The following is a 15,439-nucleotide window of genomic DNA, read 5'->3' as shown; positions in this document are numbered from 1 at the left end:
AAAATGAAAAAAACTTCTTCAAATCTTATACTCAAAAATAATGGGATATCTATTTGGCATCATAGGAGATTTTTTAACACCAATTTTGATGCATCCCATTTTCTTGTAAAATGGTTCAGCACCAGGATCGCTCCATAATTTGAATCTACTAACACCATTTGATTTAAAATCTTCTACCATCATAGACCACATTTTTTTACCGAAGCCTTTACCAATATAATCTAGATCAATAAAAAAATTATCCAGTTCAGACTCTTTATTTCTGATGCTAAAACTATAAAAACCCATCACCTTTTCGGGTTTTTCAGTATTTCTTTCACAAAAAAGTTGCACTGTATTTTTTTCAAGATAGTCTGTGGTCATTTGAAAAAGCTGCATGAATTTATCCATAAATGCTTTATCATATCCCCAATAAGATTTTGAGCGATACATTAACTCATTGATCTGTTTTAATTCATGGACACCAGCTCGTACACATTTTACAATCATCTAGACCCTAACAATTTTTAATAGAAGCGCTATATCCGAATCGCCATAGAGCCAGTATTTAGCATCATCAGTATATTTCAGCCACTAATTTTACATCATACTGAGGCTACTGGTAAAATCGAAAACCAAAACTTTATCCTCTAAAACAATGACTATTGAACAGAATGAATTAGAGATTAAAAATAATCTACATCAAAGCATTACATGGGGACAACCTATTCCACTTTCCCCAATCTTAGCCCCTGACTGTCCTTACCCAGTTGAGGCACTTCCCTCAATTGTTAAAAAAGCCGTAGTAGACTATCAACAATATGGACAGCAACCTCTGCCTTTGATTGCATGCAGCGCCTTGGCTAACATGTCTTTATCATGTCAATCACTTGCCAATGTAGCGCGAGACAACTATTTAATTAGTCCTGTATCGCTTTATTTTTTAATTGCCAGCGGCTCTGGCACCCGAAAAACTGCTGCAGATAATGTTTTTTCGAGGGCAGCGCGTCACTGGGAAACACTTATTCGTAAAAGGCGCGAACCTGAAGTGTTGTCAGCGCTAACGCAACACCAAGTATGGCAAATGGAAAAAGACAGTTTATTCTCCCAAATCAAACGTGCAACCTATACGGGAGAAGACTCGGATTATGCCAAAGAAATGCTTGATGAGTTAATTCATCAAGAACCGGAAATTCCTTTGCAACCCACTCTTTATTTTGAAGATGCTACCCAAGAAGCACTGGCTATTCATTTAGCCCAAGGTTGGCCTTCTGCATCCTTATGGTCTGATGAGGCAGGCATCATCTTGGGTAGCCATAGCATGCAAGGCAATCCAACTCGTTTTGTAGCATTGCTTAATCGTTTGTGGGACGGTAAGACGTTCACAGCACATCGTAAGACAACGCAAGGATTTACCATTGAAAATCGGCGTTTAACACTTAACTTGATGATGCAACCGCTTATCTTACAACAACTTACCAAGCAAGCATCCGGTATTAGCCGACAAAGCGGTTTTTTAGCTCGTTGCCTTATGGCTTATCCTGCCAATAGTATGGGAAATCGATTTTACCAAGAGCCGCCTGCCTCTTTACATTCTCTAACCCATTATGAGCAACGCGTCACTGCCTGCTTAAACCAGTCAGAACAATTAAGCCATCAAGGTTGTATTCAACTTCCATTGTTGAAAATGAGTATGGCCGCAAAACAACAATGGATTTTATTTTTTAATGCAGTGGAAGCTGGGTTAAAACCTCAAGGCCAGTGGGTCGATGTCGTTGATTTCGCGTCAAAGGCCGCTGAAAATACAGCGCGGCTTGCAGCACTCTTTCATCTTTTTGAAGGACGCCATGGGGATATTGGTGTAGAGCATACCGAAAATGCCATTGAAATAATTAGTTGGCATTTGCAAGAAGCACGACGAATTATGCCTACTGAAACCGTTTCTTTGCAGTTTTCCGATGCCCTAAAACTTATGGACTGGTTTATTGAAAAAAATATTAGTTCAACAACCTTACGAACTATTCAACAATTAAGTCCATTGCGAGATAAAATAAAACGCGACCAAGCGGTTGAATTATTAGTGGAGCACAATCAAATACGCATTGTAAAATCAGGTTCAAAAACGATGGTGGAAGTGAATCCACGCGCATGCAAAGTGCCAACATGAGTTTTGTTTAATACTTTTAACTTTATCACACCAATTTACAGGAGAAACTCGTGCCCTTTAACATGCTAAAAGAATGGTTGAACAAGGAAAAAGAAAGGGGGATTGAGGATCCTTCCTGTGCTGTTTTAAGTACTTGTAGCAGCTCTAGCGAACCTCATAGTCGAGTGGTGGCCATTCGGGAAATTGAAACAGAGAGTCTTTTATTTTTTACGCAGCAAAAAACACGCAAGGTTGCTGAATTATTAAATAACCCTAAATCCTGTTTAAATTTTTTATTTGCGATGCAGAACCGACAAGTTATTTTAGAAGGTACAGCAATCCCCATTTCTCAAGAAGAAAATGAAGCTTTTTGGAGTACTCTTCCTCGTGAACGCCAATTGAGATTCTCTGCTTATGCTCCTACTTCAGGACTTGTCATTAAAGATTTAAACCAATTGGAAACCAGGAAAAAAGAATTGAGTGATCAATTTGCAGGACTTCCTATCCCTATGAGCGAGTATTATTTCGGTTTTCGCTTTATCCCAGAAACATGGATTTTCTACACGGTCGGCTCTATTTCTTTTTCTGAAGTAATTCGCTATACGAAGATAGAAGATTCTTGGAAATCAGAATTAATTTCCCCATAGGTGATATCATGTACATGCTTTGTTTTTGTGTTCCAGAAACCCATTTAGAAATTGTTAAAAATGCTATTTTTGCTACAGGCGCAGGGAGTGTTGATCATTATCAGCATTGTGCTTGGCAAACATTGGGTGAGGGGCAATTTATGCCATTACCTGGAAGCCATGCTTTTATTGGGGAAATCAATCAGCTTGAAAGAGTACCTGAATATAAAGTAGAAATTATCTGTACTGAAGAGCAAATCACAGTGGCTGTTGCGGCCTTAAAGAAGGCTCATCCCTATGAATCACCTTCTTATCAAGCGTTTCGGGTTGAGAGTATCTAATAATAAACAATGCTTCCAATATGAACCAACTTACATTCAAATAAGGACCTAAAAAATGTTACCCAAAAATGCCAGTTTGGGACATATAGCCCTAGCAGTTAATAAACTTGCTGAATGTGAGCAGTTTTATAATTTATTGGGATTGCAAACAGAACTTAAAACGATGGGCTACGTTTATCTTACAGGCAATAGCGACAATTGTGAAATTGGGGGAAAATCGTTGAATCTAACGCTCTAATATAAATAAAAATGTTCTCTTGTATGCCACTTTTATCACGATCGTTACTTCCAATACGGTTGTAACCTAAAATAGTAGCGACGATGCAAAATTTTATTCACGAACACTGCGCAAAATTTTCTCACCATGGTTAATGAGCAACGAGATATGTCCTTCATGATCCAAAACTTTTAGTGAGGCGTTAGGGATTAATTTTGCATAAAGATTGGCATGAGCTAACGGAGCTTGTTTATCTAATCTACCTTGCCAAATGACAACAGGGCACTTTATATGGCTCATATCAAATCCCCAAGGCTTTAGGCTTAATTGAATTTCTTGAGATACGCCTGTAATACCACCTTTAAAAGCCTCTAACGATGATTGGATAAATAAATCACCAGCTTCTGTGTCACCTAAAATACGCTGATCTACCTCTGACATTTTACTCGTCATTTTTTTTAATATCCCGGGTTTTTTCAGCATCAAAAACATGAGATTTACCATGACGGTAGCAATTGGGGGTATTGCTTTAATCATTTTATTTATAAACCGCTGTCCTCGTCCTAGACTTGCTGTAGCCTCAGGTATTTCAAAAGGCCCCATACCTGAGACAATCGCTATTTTATTTAACCGATGAGGTATTTTATATCCACATCCTGCAACAAAAGGAGCTCCACCAGAGTGACCTATAATAGAAAATTTAGGGATACCTAAGTAATTGGCAAGAGCCTCAACATCATCAGCCCATGAAAGAATAGTGCGCGTTGGATGTTTAGAAGATAAACCCATTCCTGGTCTATCAATACTAATTAATCGATAATGATTTAAACATGCTATATTTTCCCAATGCCCAGCCTCAAGCCTAGAACCTGGAAGTCCATGAAAATAAAAAACTACCTCTCCTTTTGGATCTCCAAACTCAGCATATCCAAGTGTTCTGCCATCGTTTAACAGAATAGTAGAATTAGTAAAGCAAATTTTGGTATTCATAATAATTTCCCAGAAAGATAGTGCTCTACTGATGCTTCTATCAGCAGAGCAAGATGATCACGATAGCTTACGTTCAGCAAAAACTCTCATAGCAGCTACCAAATAATCAACCAAACCAGGGTGATATTTATTATAAAATAATCGAAAATCTGGATGGTCCAGGTACATTTTTCCAAGTCCTAAATATGTCTCCTTTGTTGGTGTCCAAAAATTATTAACCCAATCGTAATGTTCTTGGATTAATGCCTGAACCTCATCCGAATCAGTCCTAACTCCTTTTGCTAATGCATTGGCCAGCTCAAGATTAAGCTTTTCACCCGCATTTTTAAACTGTTCCCAATTTGATTTTTTCCAGTGAGAAACACGCGTCCAACTATCATCAATTTGCTTTTGTGATATCACTCCTGTTTCGAGCATATATTTTTCGTGCTCTTGTTGTTTGATGGGATCGAAGCCATCATACATTTCCGCATCACGCATAATTATTTTTCCTCTTAAATGTGAAATGGTTTTATCAATCGTCTTGATGAGCGTTGCTGTTCGTTCAAGACTAGATTCCAAAGCAGATTTATGTCTTTTTAATGATTCTATTTTATCAAAATCATCACTACTCATAATCTGTTGGATATCATTTAGAGGAAAACCAAGCTCACGAAAAAATAAAATCTGCTGTAACATAAGCAGCTGCTCTTCTTTGTAATAACGATATTGATTGCCACCATAGTAGGCAGGTTTTAATAAAGCAATTTCATCATAGAATCGCAGAGTGCGGGTACTGACCCCTGAAAGCCTCGCCAATTGATTAATCGTGTATGCCATTTTGCTCTCCTCTAATTGACAACATACACGATAAGGGTTGACGTAACGGCAAGGTCAATAGATATAATAATTTTTTTAAACCTGTTAAAACGACCATTAATCCAGTCATCAAATTGATTGCATAAACTAAGTTAAATTAGCAAGTTTCTGTAGTTGTTATTTTTAAGAATCACTTCAGGTGCACACCATCAAATACCCTATTCATCATCAGCTTAAGTCCTATCTTCTGCTGACTCATAGACTTTATTTTTGTTTCGCTTGCCTACAGCAACAACAAGGAGAATCATTTTATTATCGTTAACTTGGTAGACCAATCTATAGCCAGCCTGATGCAATTTTATCTTATAGCAATCTTTAAGATGGCCACTAAGTTTGGCAGAAATAACATGCGGATTTTCCAGTCGCCGTTTTAATAGTTTTTTAAACTGTTCCTGCAACTCCTTCGATAGTTTCTTCCATTCTTTTAACGCAAGCGGATGGAAATGTAACTCATAGATCATCAAGCGCAACCTTAACTGGCGTAAAGGGCTCTGAAAGGCGTTGTTCTACAATGCTTTTTAGCTCGCTTTCGTCAACAGCATCCATCAGTTTTTCAAAAGTTTCTGCTGGAATTAAATAAGCAGCAGCTACATTATGGTTAAGAATCACCACGGGCATCCCATGCGCATCATTAATAAGTTTTGTGGGATTTTTCTTTAATTCGCTAATGCTAGCGACTTGTGTTGCATATAAAGTTTGCATTTTAATGACCTAAATAAATACCTTTATTATGACTTAATTATAGTGCTTTTTATAATAAAAGGTCAATCATCACGAAATTTATAAAGGGGATTAGGGAAGTTGAATCAAAAGATTATTTAAGTATCCCTAAGAAAAAATTTTAAGCAACATCTCTTTCACGATTGTGCGCCTGCTTGCGATCCCTTTCATTTAGGAGAAAGCCAATGAGATAAAAGTTGTTTTTTCTGTGTTAATTCTATTAAGTTACACCTTCATTTACATTTGATTTTTTATTTCTTATCCAGTCTTTAAGGCTTTCTAATGCACAAGTCCAATCCCAACCTTCTTCAAAAGATTCAAGAGCCTGTTCTGCCTGCTCAAACATATAATCAGCAACCTGCAAAATAAATTGCTTGTCTCTATCTTTATACAAGAACTCAAGCGCATTAATCATTTCATAAATAATGAATCCATACCCATTTTCTGTATAACGGATGTACTCAGGGAAATAAAATGCATAGTCAATGGCTTTCTTTATCTCTTCCCAGTCTCCATTGGCAAGTCGCATTCCAATAGATGCACTTAAAGCCCTCCATAAGACAGAATTATATTGTGCATTTAAAAGAACAATTTCAGCCAAATGTTCTTTAGTAAAAGAGTTTAAATACTTTTTCAGCTGATGCATATCCACAGGTGATTTAGGTCCTCTGTTAAGGTACCGAGATTTTTCAGAAGGCATTAACTTCCCCTTGATTTAAACGTTATTCTAATATTCACCCATTGAGCACCATGCTACTTTTGCTACTCGTTGACAAACGAGCATACCTATATTGATCAGATAATACAGTGTTCACAAGGATCATAACAATATTCATCGCATCAAAATGAATGCATTTATGTAGCAATATATTGCTACATAAATGCTACATATCGCTACAATTTCAGAGATTAATAAATTTCACTGGATCACGTCTTGTTTCTGCCATTTTCCTTATTTATAGAAAATTATTATAAATAAGGAACTCTTTGCAAAAAACAAAAGAACTTAAAAAAACAAAACATGAAGAAACCCAAGCCACAACTGAGGACACCCTCTTTTGCCTATTTCAGGATGTGTTTTTTCGGTGTTCTTAGTGTAGCGTTATGTAGCAATACAGTAGCACGAGTTTTGCTACAATTAATTAATCGGATTTATAACAGAAAAAACCGAATTACCCTATGATTTAATGGATAATTTTATCCATCAGGTTTCAATGATTTGATGGTCGTGTAGCAATGTAGCAAATACATTAAATGACAAATTGTTTAGGACATTTTGCGAATAAGAGTCTATATTTGATCCTTAAAGGATATATCGATTATAAAGAAAATGTTTGAGATTCAATCAACCCAAAAGTAAACATTTTCTAAAGCAAGAAATAGACCACGAAGGTTTATGCACATACTAAGACACTTCTGATAATTCTTAAAAAGTCTTAAATACGATAAGAATTTTTAAGACTTTCATTGTTAATGATTAGGCTATCCTATAGAATAATTCTTAAATCCTTTAAGAATTATTAAGAACTTATGAAAAAACACAACAATTGGCATTATGCCCGCCCCGAACTAGCTAAAAAATATCTCGATCTATTTGAAATAGGTCTAACCTCTGCCCGAGGATTATTTGCTAGACGAAGAATGGGAAAAACCGAATTTTTGAAACAAGATTTTATACCTGCAGCTCAAAAGGCAGGTTATATTGTCGTCTATAGTAATCTTTGGGAATTAGAAATTGATCCTGCAACAGCTTTGGTTTCCGAATTTTATAAGACAATTGAGCCAAAAGGATTTAATAAAATTTGGACCAGTTTAAACAAGCCTATAAATATTAAAAAAGTTAAGGCCTCAGGAAAAATTACAGGTCTAGGGGAAAGGACTCTTGAGACAGATTTAGCAGAAACAAAAAAAGGAACCAGTACTTTATTAATGGAAGCAATGAATGCTTTCGATAAAACAAAAGATCAAATGATTTTGGTAATAGATGAAGCCCAAGTTTTGGCATATGAAGAGAACTCTCATTTTGCTCATGCTCTAAGAGCAGCATTGGATATCAGGAAAGAGCGTATAAAAGTAATTTTTGCTGGCAGTTCGGAAACCACTCTAAGACGTATGTTTGGGGTTGCATCAGAGCCATTTTATAACTGGGCGCCTCTAGAACCCTTCGAATTATTAGGAAAAGATTTCGTATTGGCTATGGTCGAAAGGGTAAATAAAATATCGAAATACCCAATGAGTATTCATGACGCTCTTGATGCATTTGAAAAACTGAAGAAGACTCCTGAGTTTTTTCGAAGATACATAGAATACTATTTAAGTAATCCGGAGGAGGGCACGGCTGCAGCTTTAGCGGCTACTAAAAGCAGGGTATTTAGTGATGATAATTTTAAGCGTCAATGGGAAACGTTATTGCCGGCCGATAAAATAATAATGTCAATGATTGCCAATGGAATAAGTGACTTACATGGAAAACTAGCTTTGCAAAAACTCGGTGAAGCCCTTGGAATTGATAGTGTTAATAAAAATACCACTCATAATGCACTAAGAAGATTATCGAATAAAAATTTGATTACTAAAATTGATTTTGGAACTTATCAGTTCGAAGATGAGGCTTTTGCTGATTGGGTAAAGCATTTAGCTGATTAATTTTGAAATCAGCCCAATTAACAAATTAATTTGATATTTCCCAGGGAAGAATAGGTATCAAAAGTATCGCTTCTGAGAATAGCCACGGGTTTTTTATCAATAGAGCTCAATGAAAAATTCACAATTGTCCATGTTTCATTTGTTTGATCATTTACAAAATATACACGGTCTCCAATTTTAAAAGGATCGGTGGTTATTTTACTTGCCTCTTCAATAGATTGGGGTAAAAATTTGCTTATATGAGCCATTTAATGGATGCCTTTAAATTTTAATGAAATGTAAATTTTTTGAGAATTATACATATTAAGGTTAGAAGTGCAACGTCTAAGCAGATAATCCGTTTGCTATTAAAGATTGGGCATGTAAAAATTTTATGACACAAAATAGTAAAAGTACATGGACAAAGATAAGGATAGGAATCACATGAACGATATCAAGTCATTTAAAATAAAAAAAATAGTTCTTCTTAAAATTACTTTTGCGGCAATTTTTTCCTGCACGACACTCAATGCCTATGCTGGCTTGCAATCCTATCACATCAAATACCACAAAGACTCCAAAATAAACAATGTTTCCTTATCCAATACTGAAGTATTAATAGAGTTCCACCGTAGTGGCAATTCACTGGGAAGACTCCTGACAAAAACGAATGAGACTCAAGGCATCACCATCGACAACACTTATGGGAAAAATTTGGTTATTCACGTGCTATTCATCGAGAAAGAGGGAAAAAGAATACGATGTTGGGGAGTATCTGCTGCTAAAACAAATACCATTGAGATTCAATGTGATAAAGTGGTTTCATTGAAAAAAACAAAGGGAAACACTGGAGAGTCCACTGATTCAATCCATTAAATCACTAAGAGCTCTCTGGTTAACAAGTATTGACAAAAAGAACAACGTGGCATGACACTATGTAACCTGCTTGATTATAAGGAAATAAACAAAAATGGCCAATAAAATTCGTGGTAAAGTCAAATGGTTTAATAAAGACAAGGGTTTTGGTTTTATTGAAAGCAGTGGCAAAGACTACTTTGTCCACTTTAGTTCAATTCAAAGTGACGGCTTTAAAACACTTCCTGATGGGGCAACTGTTCTTTTTAAAATGGGAAAAGGACAGAAAGGACCTCAGGCCGAGGAAGTAGAAGTTATCTAATAAATGACCACTATTAGATCTAGGCAAAACCGTTCTGATGACAATAACACTTATTTTTTTACTGTATGAAACCATCAAGGAGGAAAGAAGTGAATCAACGAGTTGCTTTAGTCACAGGGGGCACTGGTGGTATTGGTACTGCCATATGCCAGGAAATGCAAAAGTTAGATTATCAAGTCATTGCCTGTTATTTTAAACAAGGCAATCATGATTTGGCGAAAGAATGGCAGAAAAAACAGGCCATGCAAGGCTTTGATATCGACATTGTCTACGCCGATATTTCTTCCTTCAATGATTGTGAGAAAGTGACCGAATTGGTCATCGAAAAATACGGCAAGATCGATATTCTAGTGAATAATGCCGGTGTTACAAACGATGCCACTTTGAAAAAGATGACTCAAGAACAATGGCAGAATGTCATCCATGCCAATTTAAATAGTGTCTTTAATATGACGAAAACCGTGATATCCACCATGTTGGATAATAGTTATGGACGTATCATCACCATTTCTTCCGTTAATGGACGCAAAGGTCAATTTGGCCAGTGTAATTACGCGGCCACTAAATCCGCATTATACGGTTTTACCAAAAGTCTGGCACAAGAAGTCGCAAAGAAAGGCATCACAGTGAATACCATCTCCCCTGGCTATATTAATACCGAGATGCTTGCTTCTCTGAGGGATGACATTTTAGAAGCGATTGTTGCTCAAATTCCTGTGGGACGATTAGGCAAACCCCAGGAAATTGCTCGTGTTGTTGCTTTCCTTGCAGAAGAGCAAAGTGGTTTTATTACCGGCGCCAATTTTGATGTCAATGGTGGGCAATACATGTAACTCACTCGAAAGTCCATTGAGCGTTTATATTTTAAAGCCGCCATCCACATAAAGGATTTGCCCAGCAATGGGTGCGGCTTTATCAGATGCTTAATAATATCCAGCGGCATGAAAATGGGGGGCTAAAAATTTGTACCTATTCCCTGGTTTTTCAATTTTGATAAGTAATGACCAATTCATTGCCCTATTGAGCAGCACCAATAGAATGCGGATTAGCAAAATCGACAATCAAGCGTTTTTACTCTTCATCCGTCCTTGACTCCTGTTTTATTGTTCAAGAAGAACGCTCTACTTCTGAAGCACATAAGTTCCCGGTGCCGCTGGCAGTGAGGGATTCATGACCGATGATGCAATGCGTTTTTTAGTGTTTTGCTGGACTAACCACGCATGCCATGCTTGCCACCAGGAGCCCTCCCGCTTCTCTGCCATCGCAAGCCAGCTCCCAGGATTTAAGTAAGCCTCGCCTTGTTTATGCTCATGAACACGATAAGAACGTCCTGAGTGGCCAGGTTCACTGATGATGCCCGCATTATGCCCACCGCCAGTGAGAACAAAGGTCACATCCCCTTCTGTCATAAGATGGATTTTATAGACGGATTGCCAAGGGGCTACATGGTCTTTTTCAGTGCTCACCGCAAAAACAGGCAACTGAATATTTTCAGCAGCCACCGGCTTTCCTTCAACGGTGTAACGCCCTTCGGCAAAATCATTCTTTAAAAACAGTTTTTCAAGGTATTCGCTTTGCATTTTATAAGGCATTCGTGTAGCATCCGCATTCCAAGCGGTTAAATCAATCATCCCGCGCCGCATGCCATGCATGTAATCTTGAACCATTTTGGACCAAATTAAGTCATAAGCACGCAACATCTGAAAAGAACCGGCCATTTGCTTGGTATCCAGATACCCTTGCTCCCTCATCATACTTTTAAGAAAATCCACTTGACTTTCAGTCACAAAAAGCATTAATTCCCCAGCCTCAGTAAAATCCCCTTGGGCTGCCACGAGGGTCAAGCTGTTTAAACGTTCGTCCTTGTCTCTTACCATCGCAGCTGCGGTAATCATGGCCAGGGTGCCCCCTAAACAATACCCCATCAGATTGATTTTAGTTTCTGGCAAAAGGGTCGACACCGCATCAAATGCAGCCATAGCTCCTTGCCGATAATAATCATCCATCCCCAAATCCTGGTCCTCTTTGTCAGGATTGCGCCAAGAAATGATATATACGGTGTGCCCCTGACTTACGAGCCACTTCACTAAGGAGTTATGTGGTGATAAATCGAGAATATAATATTTCATAATCCAGGCTGGTAAGATAAGTATCGGCTCTTTATAGACTGTTTTCGTTTGGGCCTCATATTGAATGAGCTCAATTAAATGATTTTGAAAGACCACCCGCCCTGGGGTAATAGCCACTTGTTTCCCAGGGATAAAATGTTCAGAACCTGTAGGTGGTGCACCGGTTAGCTTTTCTAGCCAATCTTCGAATGCGATTTGGCCTCCTTGGATGAGATTAAGGCCCCCAGTGCGCCTGGCTTCATGGAATAAATCAGGATTAGACCAAACAAAATTGGAAGGGGATAGGGCATCAAGGGATTGACGTGCCCAGAACGAAACAATACGTTCCACCTGGTTGGGCAATCCTGGTACGTCCGTTGTGGCGCGTCGCCACCAATCCTCCATCTGCAAAAATCCTTCGGCGAATAAACGCCAAGGCATGGGCTGCCAACTGTCTTTTTTAAAACGCACGTCTTTACCATCCGCAGCACGTTCAACACAAACGATATTATTAATGCAATCCTTGGCATGAAAAAACGGATAAAAAGCAAGTTCCCACAAAACCCCAGGGGATTGGGCCAATTGCCAAAGCCAGGTGGAATAAGAAGAGCCGATGGCAGCAGGACTTATTCCTGCCGTCCATTTAGCCAAGTTGGCTTGCACTAATCGAGTGAAAAATGGAAAGAAGTTATCGGAAGTACCTCTATCAGCCTGTGCACAACACGAGAAATCTACCCCTTCTTGCAATTCTTGACTCTGAGTGAGTATCCTTTCCTTAGGACAACATTGTTTTTCTGATCTCTTCATGGCCACGACATCCCTGGCATTATGCCCTATAATCAACACGATATAATACAGCATAGCACAAGATTTAACCCATCAATTCCGTTTAAGGAGTCTCTCTTCGGAAATAGAAAGGCTAAATAGTCACCCCTTGCTGTCTCCTTGACCAAACAGCGCTCCTACTTTCCTACAAGAAACATTTTCTCATAGATTTTGGTCAATAAAGCGGGGCTTATTAACTTATCCATTTTAGGCTAAATTATTTTTGGTAACCTAATTGGTGTTATTTTTTGATAGGAATGAAATAACATAAAGCTACAGCCCTTTGGAGTTCCTTTCCTCGATAAATTGCGTCATCTGTCCTACTGTTAACGGTTTACTGCTGTAATAACCTTGCACTTCGAAACAGTGACTTGACCGTAAAAAATTGAGTTGTTCTTCTGTTTCGACACCACCCACCACCACATTCAATCCTAATTCTTGCGACAAAGCAATCGTCGATTTGATAATTAAATTATCATTTTCTCTGAGATGAGCATCTTCAATTAAGGTTTGTTTCAGTTTGATGGATTGGACTGGTGAATTTTTTAAGTGAGATAAAAAAGAATAGCCTGAGCCAAAATTATCAAAAGCAAGCTTTACCCCCATATTGCGAAGCGTACTTAATGTATCTTCAATCTTTCCCAAAAAATTGACTGCCGTTGCTTCCGTAATTTCAAGCTCTAACCAATCCGATGGCATTTGATATTCTTGTAAAATGTGCTTCACAGAAGAAATAAACCCTTTGTGTTGAAATTGATGAAGCGAAATATTAATCGCCAGGGTGCAGTTGAAAGGAGCGTAACTCTTTTTCCAATCCACATACTGCCTACACGCGGTTCGTAAGACCCATTCACCAATTGGAATAATCAAGTTAAAATGCTCTGCAACGGAAATGAATTCATCAGGAAAAACAACACCTCGCTTGGGATGTTGCCAACGCAATAAGACCTCCATCCCAACCATAGAATTCGTTTTTAAGTCAACCCGAGGCTGATAAACGAGAAAAAACTCTTGTCGCTCCAAAGCAAGATGCAACTCGGTCCCTATTCCCAAGCGTTTTGAATATTGTTTTCTAAGAGACGGTGTAAAGATTTGGCAATTATTTCGACCACATTCTTTGGCGTTGTATAAAGCAATATCGGCATTCTTACGAAGGGTTACTGCCTCCTCACCGGCATCAGGAAAGTAAGCAATTCCTATACTTAGTCCAATCATGACGGTATGACCTTTAATAAGGAATGGTTGACCCATCTTTTGAATCATAGTATTGGCCACTAATTTTGCCTGTTGTGGATTATTAATTTCTGTCAAAATAACAGCAAACTCATCTCCTCCTAATCGAGCCACACAATCTTCTTCGCGAAGACTTGAGCAAAGACGCTTCGCTACTTCACGCAATAGACCATCACCGACATCATGACCAAAGCGATCATTCACATTTTTAAAAAAATCCAAATCGATGCTTAACAGAGCCAGATGACGACCGTATCTTTTTGACCTGGCAATCTCACGTTTTAAATCCAGTTCAAACTGCAATCGATTGGGTAATCGGCTTAATACATCAAAATGGGCTAATTTCGATAATTTCTTTTGTACGCTTTCTAAATCTTTTAGCGTTTTTAGCAGTTCAGCATTCTTTTTTTCCAAATCCTGGTTCAGTAAATGAAGTTCCCTTGTCTTATTTTCCAACAATAATTCGGCTTCCTCGCGTGCTTTTCTTTCGCGATAATAAGAGCGCTCAAATATTGCTTTGTTCTCATTACTCAAAGGTAATCTCCAAACGACAATGATCATCTTTTTTTAACATGCAGTGAGTCTGCTTAATGGTAATTCTCTTTTTAAAATGTTGAGCGGCTCCTTGGATGAGACCTATTGCAAAATGGCAGAGCCTTCTATGTGATCGATATAACATAACCAATTGTTTTGCAGCAGGCTCTTCATAGCTAATGGTAGGTAATGTTTCATCTGGGTATAACTTTTCTACTTCCACATGAATTGTTCCATCAATGCTTTTTAAAAATTCTTTTAATGTCATGTCCTTTTTTAAAAAAATTGCGTACTTACTCGATAAGATAGGAAACATGTATTCACCAAAGGCCTCTAAAAAAACAGAAGCGTGCTGATTGGTCCTCTTCGCAATGGCCTGAATCAATTGCTGAAGTTCTGTATCCGAGTAAGTGCCGCCTGCTGTATAACTTCCACCACTTGGAAGGTCTAGTGAGGATACGAGTTGGTCCCAGGTTTCTATGCCAAATTGTTCTATAATCATGTTATTTAAGGAGGTAAAAACGATACCTTTCATCTATGGTCTCCAGCATAAAACAAATCTTTAAATCCCTTTTAATTAAGTAGCACGTCATTTCTCAATACTAAAATTGGTTTACCTACAGATGAATTCCTCATGAGTCCGCTCAATTTAACTAAAGAACTCTAACCTACTTTAATTCCTGATAACTATCCAGTGAGTCAGGTATTATTTTCTTCTCCTAATCGTATCAATATAGTTCAAATAACGATTATTTACCGTGTTAAAAATTAACAATGTTAAAAATAACAAAATAGGATTTTATTACCATTTCCTAAACAAAACTCAAAAATGATAGACATACCGTGTGGCTATATATGAAGCATAGCACATATGCTTTTTGAATGAAAAAACAAACCGACTTAATTGTACTAGGCAAGCAAATTCGCAAAATCAGAAAAGAGAAAGGTTTTTCTCAAGAGGGTTTTGCCAATTTCATCGAAATGAATCGGGGTTACTACGGGACTGTGGAACGTGGCGAAGCCAATATAACCATTTTAAATCTTCTAAAAATTCTTAAAG

Annotated in this window: 19 protein-coding genes; 9 read left to right on the top strand and 10 right to left on the bottom strand. The window is 37.9% G+C overall.

Going from position 1 to position 15,439, the window contains the following annotated elements; translation table 11 throughout:
- Positions 1 to 18 precede the first annotated feature (18 nt).
- Positions 19 to 432, bottom strand: a complete 414-nt coding sequence (locus tag ACWTEW_RS01210; RefSeq protein WP_454783457.1) for a GNAT family N-acetyltransferase — start codon at positions 430 to 432, stop codon at positions 19 to 21.
- 205 nt (positions 433 to 637) lie between these two features.
- Here ACWTEW_RS01210 and ACWTEW_RS01205 point away from each other — a divergent pair, with 205 nt between their 5' ends.
- Genes ACWTEW_RS01205 through ACWTEW_RS01190 form a run of 4 tightly spaced genes read left to right on the top strand, consistent with a single transcriptional unit; the run spans position 638 to position 3,330 of the window.
- The gene (locus tag ACWTEW_RS01205; RefSeq protein WP_021460635.1) at positions 638 to 2,146 is read left to right on the top strand and encodes a YfjI family protein; all 1,509 of its coding nucleotides are present in this window, start codon (positions 638 to 640) and stop codon (positions 2,144 to 2,146) included.
- Positions 2,147 to 2,196: 50 nt separating this feature from the next.
- Complete coding sequence (locus ACWTEW_RS01200; protein WP_021582681.1) at positions 2,197 to 2,772, top strand: pyridoxine/pyridoxamine 5'-phosphate oxidase; 576 nt, start codon at positions 2,197 to 2,199, stop codon at positions 2,770 to 2,772.
- A gap of 8 nt (positions 2,773 to 2,780) precedes the next feature.
- Positions 2,781 to 3,092, top strand: a complete 312-nt coding sequence (locus tag ACWTEW_RS01195) for a YqfO family protein (protein ID WP_025520126.1) — start codon at positions 2,781 to 2,783, stop codon at positions 3,090 to 3,092.
- A gap of 55 nt (positions 3,093 to 3,147) precedes the next feature.
- Positions 3,148 to 3,330, top strand: coding sequence for a VOC family protein (locus ACWTEW_RS01190; RefSeq protein WP_011212541.1), 183 nt, complete (start codon positions 3,148 to 3,150; stop codon positions 3,328 to 3,330).
- Between the two features lie 93 nt (positions 3,331 to 3,423).
- On the opposite strand, the gene ACWTEW_RS01185 is transcribed toward ACWTEW_RS01190, so the two are convergent.
- The 5 genes from ACWTEW_RS01185 to ACWTEW_RS01165 form a co-directional block, all read right to left on the bottom strand.
- A complete protein-coding gene (locus ACWTEW_RS01185) occupies positions 3,424 to 4,299 on the bottom strand; it encodes an alpha/beta fold hydrolase (protein ID WP_011212542.1) in 876 nt (291 codons plus the stop codon).
- 57 nt (positions 4,300 to 4,356) lie between these two features.
- Positions 4,357 to 5,118 carry a MerR family transcriptional regulator gene (locus ACWTEW_RS01180; RefSeq protein WP_011212543.1) on the bottom strand — a complete coding sequence of 254 codons (762 nt, stop codon included), beginning with the start codon at positions 5,116 to 5,118 and terminating at the stop codon, positions 4,357 to 4,359.
- Positions 5,119 to 5,330: 212 nt separating this feature from the next.
- A complete protein-coding gene (locus tag ACWTEW_RS01175) occupies positions 5,331 to 5,618 on the bottom strand; it encodes a type II toxin-antitoxin system RelE family toxin (RefSeq protein ID WP_011212544.1) in 288 nt (95 codons plus the stop codon).
- On the bottom strand, positions 5,608 to 5,859 hold the full coding sequence (locus ACWTEW_RS01170; RefSeq protein ID WP_011212545.1) for a type II toxin-antitoxin system Phd/YefM family antitoxin: 252 nt from the start codon (positions 5,857 to 5,859) through the stop codon (positions 5,608 to 5,610). The genes ACWTEW_RS01175 and ACWTEW_RS01170 overlap by 11 nt, the downstream gene beginning before the upstream one ends.
- A 238-nt stretch (positions 5,860 to 6,097) precedes the next feature.
- Positions 6,098 to 6,577 carry a hypothetical protein gene (locus ACWTEW_RS01165; RefSeq protein ID WP_021460582.1) on the bottom strand — a complete coding sequence of 160 codons (480 nt, stop codon included), beginning with the start codon at positions 6,575 to 6,577 and terminating at the stop codon, positions 6,098 to 6,100.
- Positions 6,578 to 7,407: 830 nt separating this feature from the next.
- On the opposite strand from ACWTEW_RS01165, the gene ACWTEW_RS01160 reads away from it, so the two are divergent.
- Positions 7,408 to 8,523: an ATP-binding protein gene (locus tag ACWTEW_RS01160; protein WP_021460581.1), complete on the top strand. Its 1,116-nt coding sequence runs from the start codon at positions 7,408 to 7,410 to the stop codon at positions 8,521 to 8,523.
- A 17-nt stretch (positions 8,524 to 8,540) separates the two neighbouring features.
- On the opposite strand, the gene ACWTEW_RS01155 is transcribed toward ACWTEW_RS01160, so the two are convergent.
- On the bottom strand, positions 8,541 to 8,771 hold the full coding sequence (locus tag ACWTEW_RS01155) for a hypothetical protein (RefSeq protein WP_021460580.1): 231 nt from the start codon (positions 8,769 to 8,771) through the stop codon (positions 8,541 to 8,543).
- A 175-nt stretch (positions 8,772 to 8,946) separates the two neighbouring features.
- Here ACWTEW_RS01155 and ACWTEW_RS01150 point away from each other — a divergent pair, with 175 nt between their 5' ends.
- The 3 genes from ACWTEW_RS01150 to phbB all read left to right on the top strand — a co-directional run bounded on the left by ACWTEW_RS01150 (position 8,947) and on the right by phbB (position 10,512).
- Positions 8,947 to 9,378, top strand: a complete 432-nt coding sequence (locus ACWTEW_RS01150; protein ID WP_021460579.1) for a hypothetical protein — start codon at positions 8,947 to 8,949, stop codon at positions 9,376 to 9,378.
- A gap of 94 nt (positions 9,379 to 9,472) precedes the next feature.
- Positions 9,473 to 9,679 carry a cold-shock protein gene (locus ACWTEW_RS01145; protein ID WP_021460715.1) on the top strand — a complete coding sequence of 69 codons (207 nt, stop codon included), beginning with the start codon at positions 9,473 to 9,475 and terminating at the stop codon, positions 9,677 to 9,679.
- Positions 9,680 to 9,768: 89 nt separating this feature from the next.
- Entirely contained in the window at positions 9,769 to 10,512 is a 744-nt protein-coding gene (gene phbB / locus ACWTEW_RS01140) for an acetoacetyl-CoA reductase (RefSeq protein ID WP_021460714.1), read from the top strand.
- 288 nt (positions 10,513 to 10,800) lie between these two features.
- On the opposite strand, the gene ACWTEW_RS01135 is transcribed toward phbB, so the two are convergent.
- The 3 genes from ACWTEW_RS01135 to ACWTEW_RS01125 all read right to left on the bottom strand — a co-directional run bounded on the left by ACWTEW_RS01135 (position 10,801) and on the right by ACWTEW_RS01125 (position 14,914).
- Positions 10,801 to 12,594 carry a PHA/PHB synthase family protein gene (locus tag ACWTEW_RS01135; protein ID WP_454783456.1) on the bottom strand — a complete coding sequence of 598 codons (1,794 nt, stop codon included), beginning with the start codon at positions 12,592 to 12,594 and terminating at the stop codon, positions 10,801 to 10,803.
- A 291-nt stretch (positions 12,595 to 12,885) separates the two neighbouring features.
- Entirely contained in the window at positions 12,886 to 14,406 is a 1,521-nt protein-coding gene (locus ACWTEW_RS01130) for a putative bifunctional diguanylate cyclase/phosphodiesterase (RefSeq protein WP_031297987.1), read from the bottom strand.
- Positions 14,372 to 14,914 (bottom strand): heme NO-binding domain-containing protein, encoded by a 543-nt coding sequence (locus ACWTEW_RS01125; protein ID WP_021460711.1) that lies wholly within the window; start codon positions 14,912 to 14,914, stop codon positions 14,372 to 14,374. Before ACWTEW_RS01125 ends, ACWTEW_RS01130 begins: the two co-directional genes overlap by 35 nt.
- Before the next feature lie 347 nt (positions 14,915 to 15,261).
- Between ACWTEW_RS01125 and ACWTEW_RS01120 the strand changes: the two genes are divergently transcribed.
- The coding region (locus ACWTEW_RS01120) for a helix-turn-helix domain-containing protein (RefSeq protein WP_454783464.1) at positions 15,262 to 15,439 on the top strand (178 nt) is incomplete at its 3' end.

It is taken from the genome of Legionella stuttgartensis (assembly GCF_977063405.2).
Note: the sequence above shows the minus strand (reverse complement) of the source record. Positions and strands in the feature narration are given on the sequence as shown.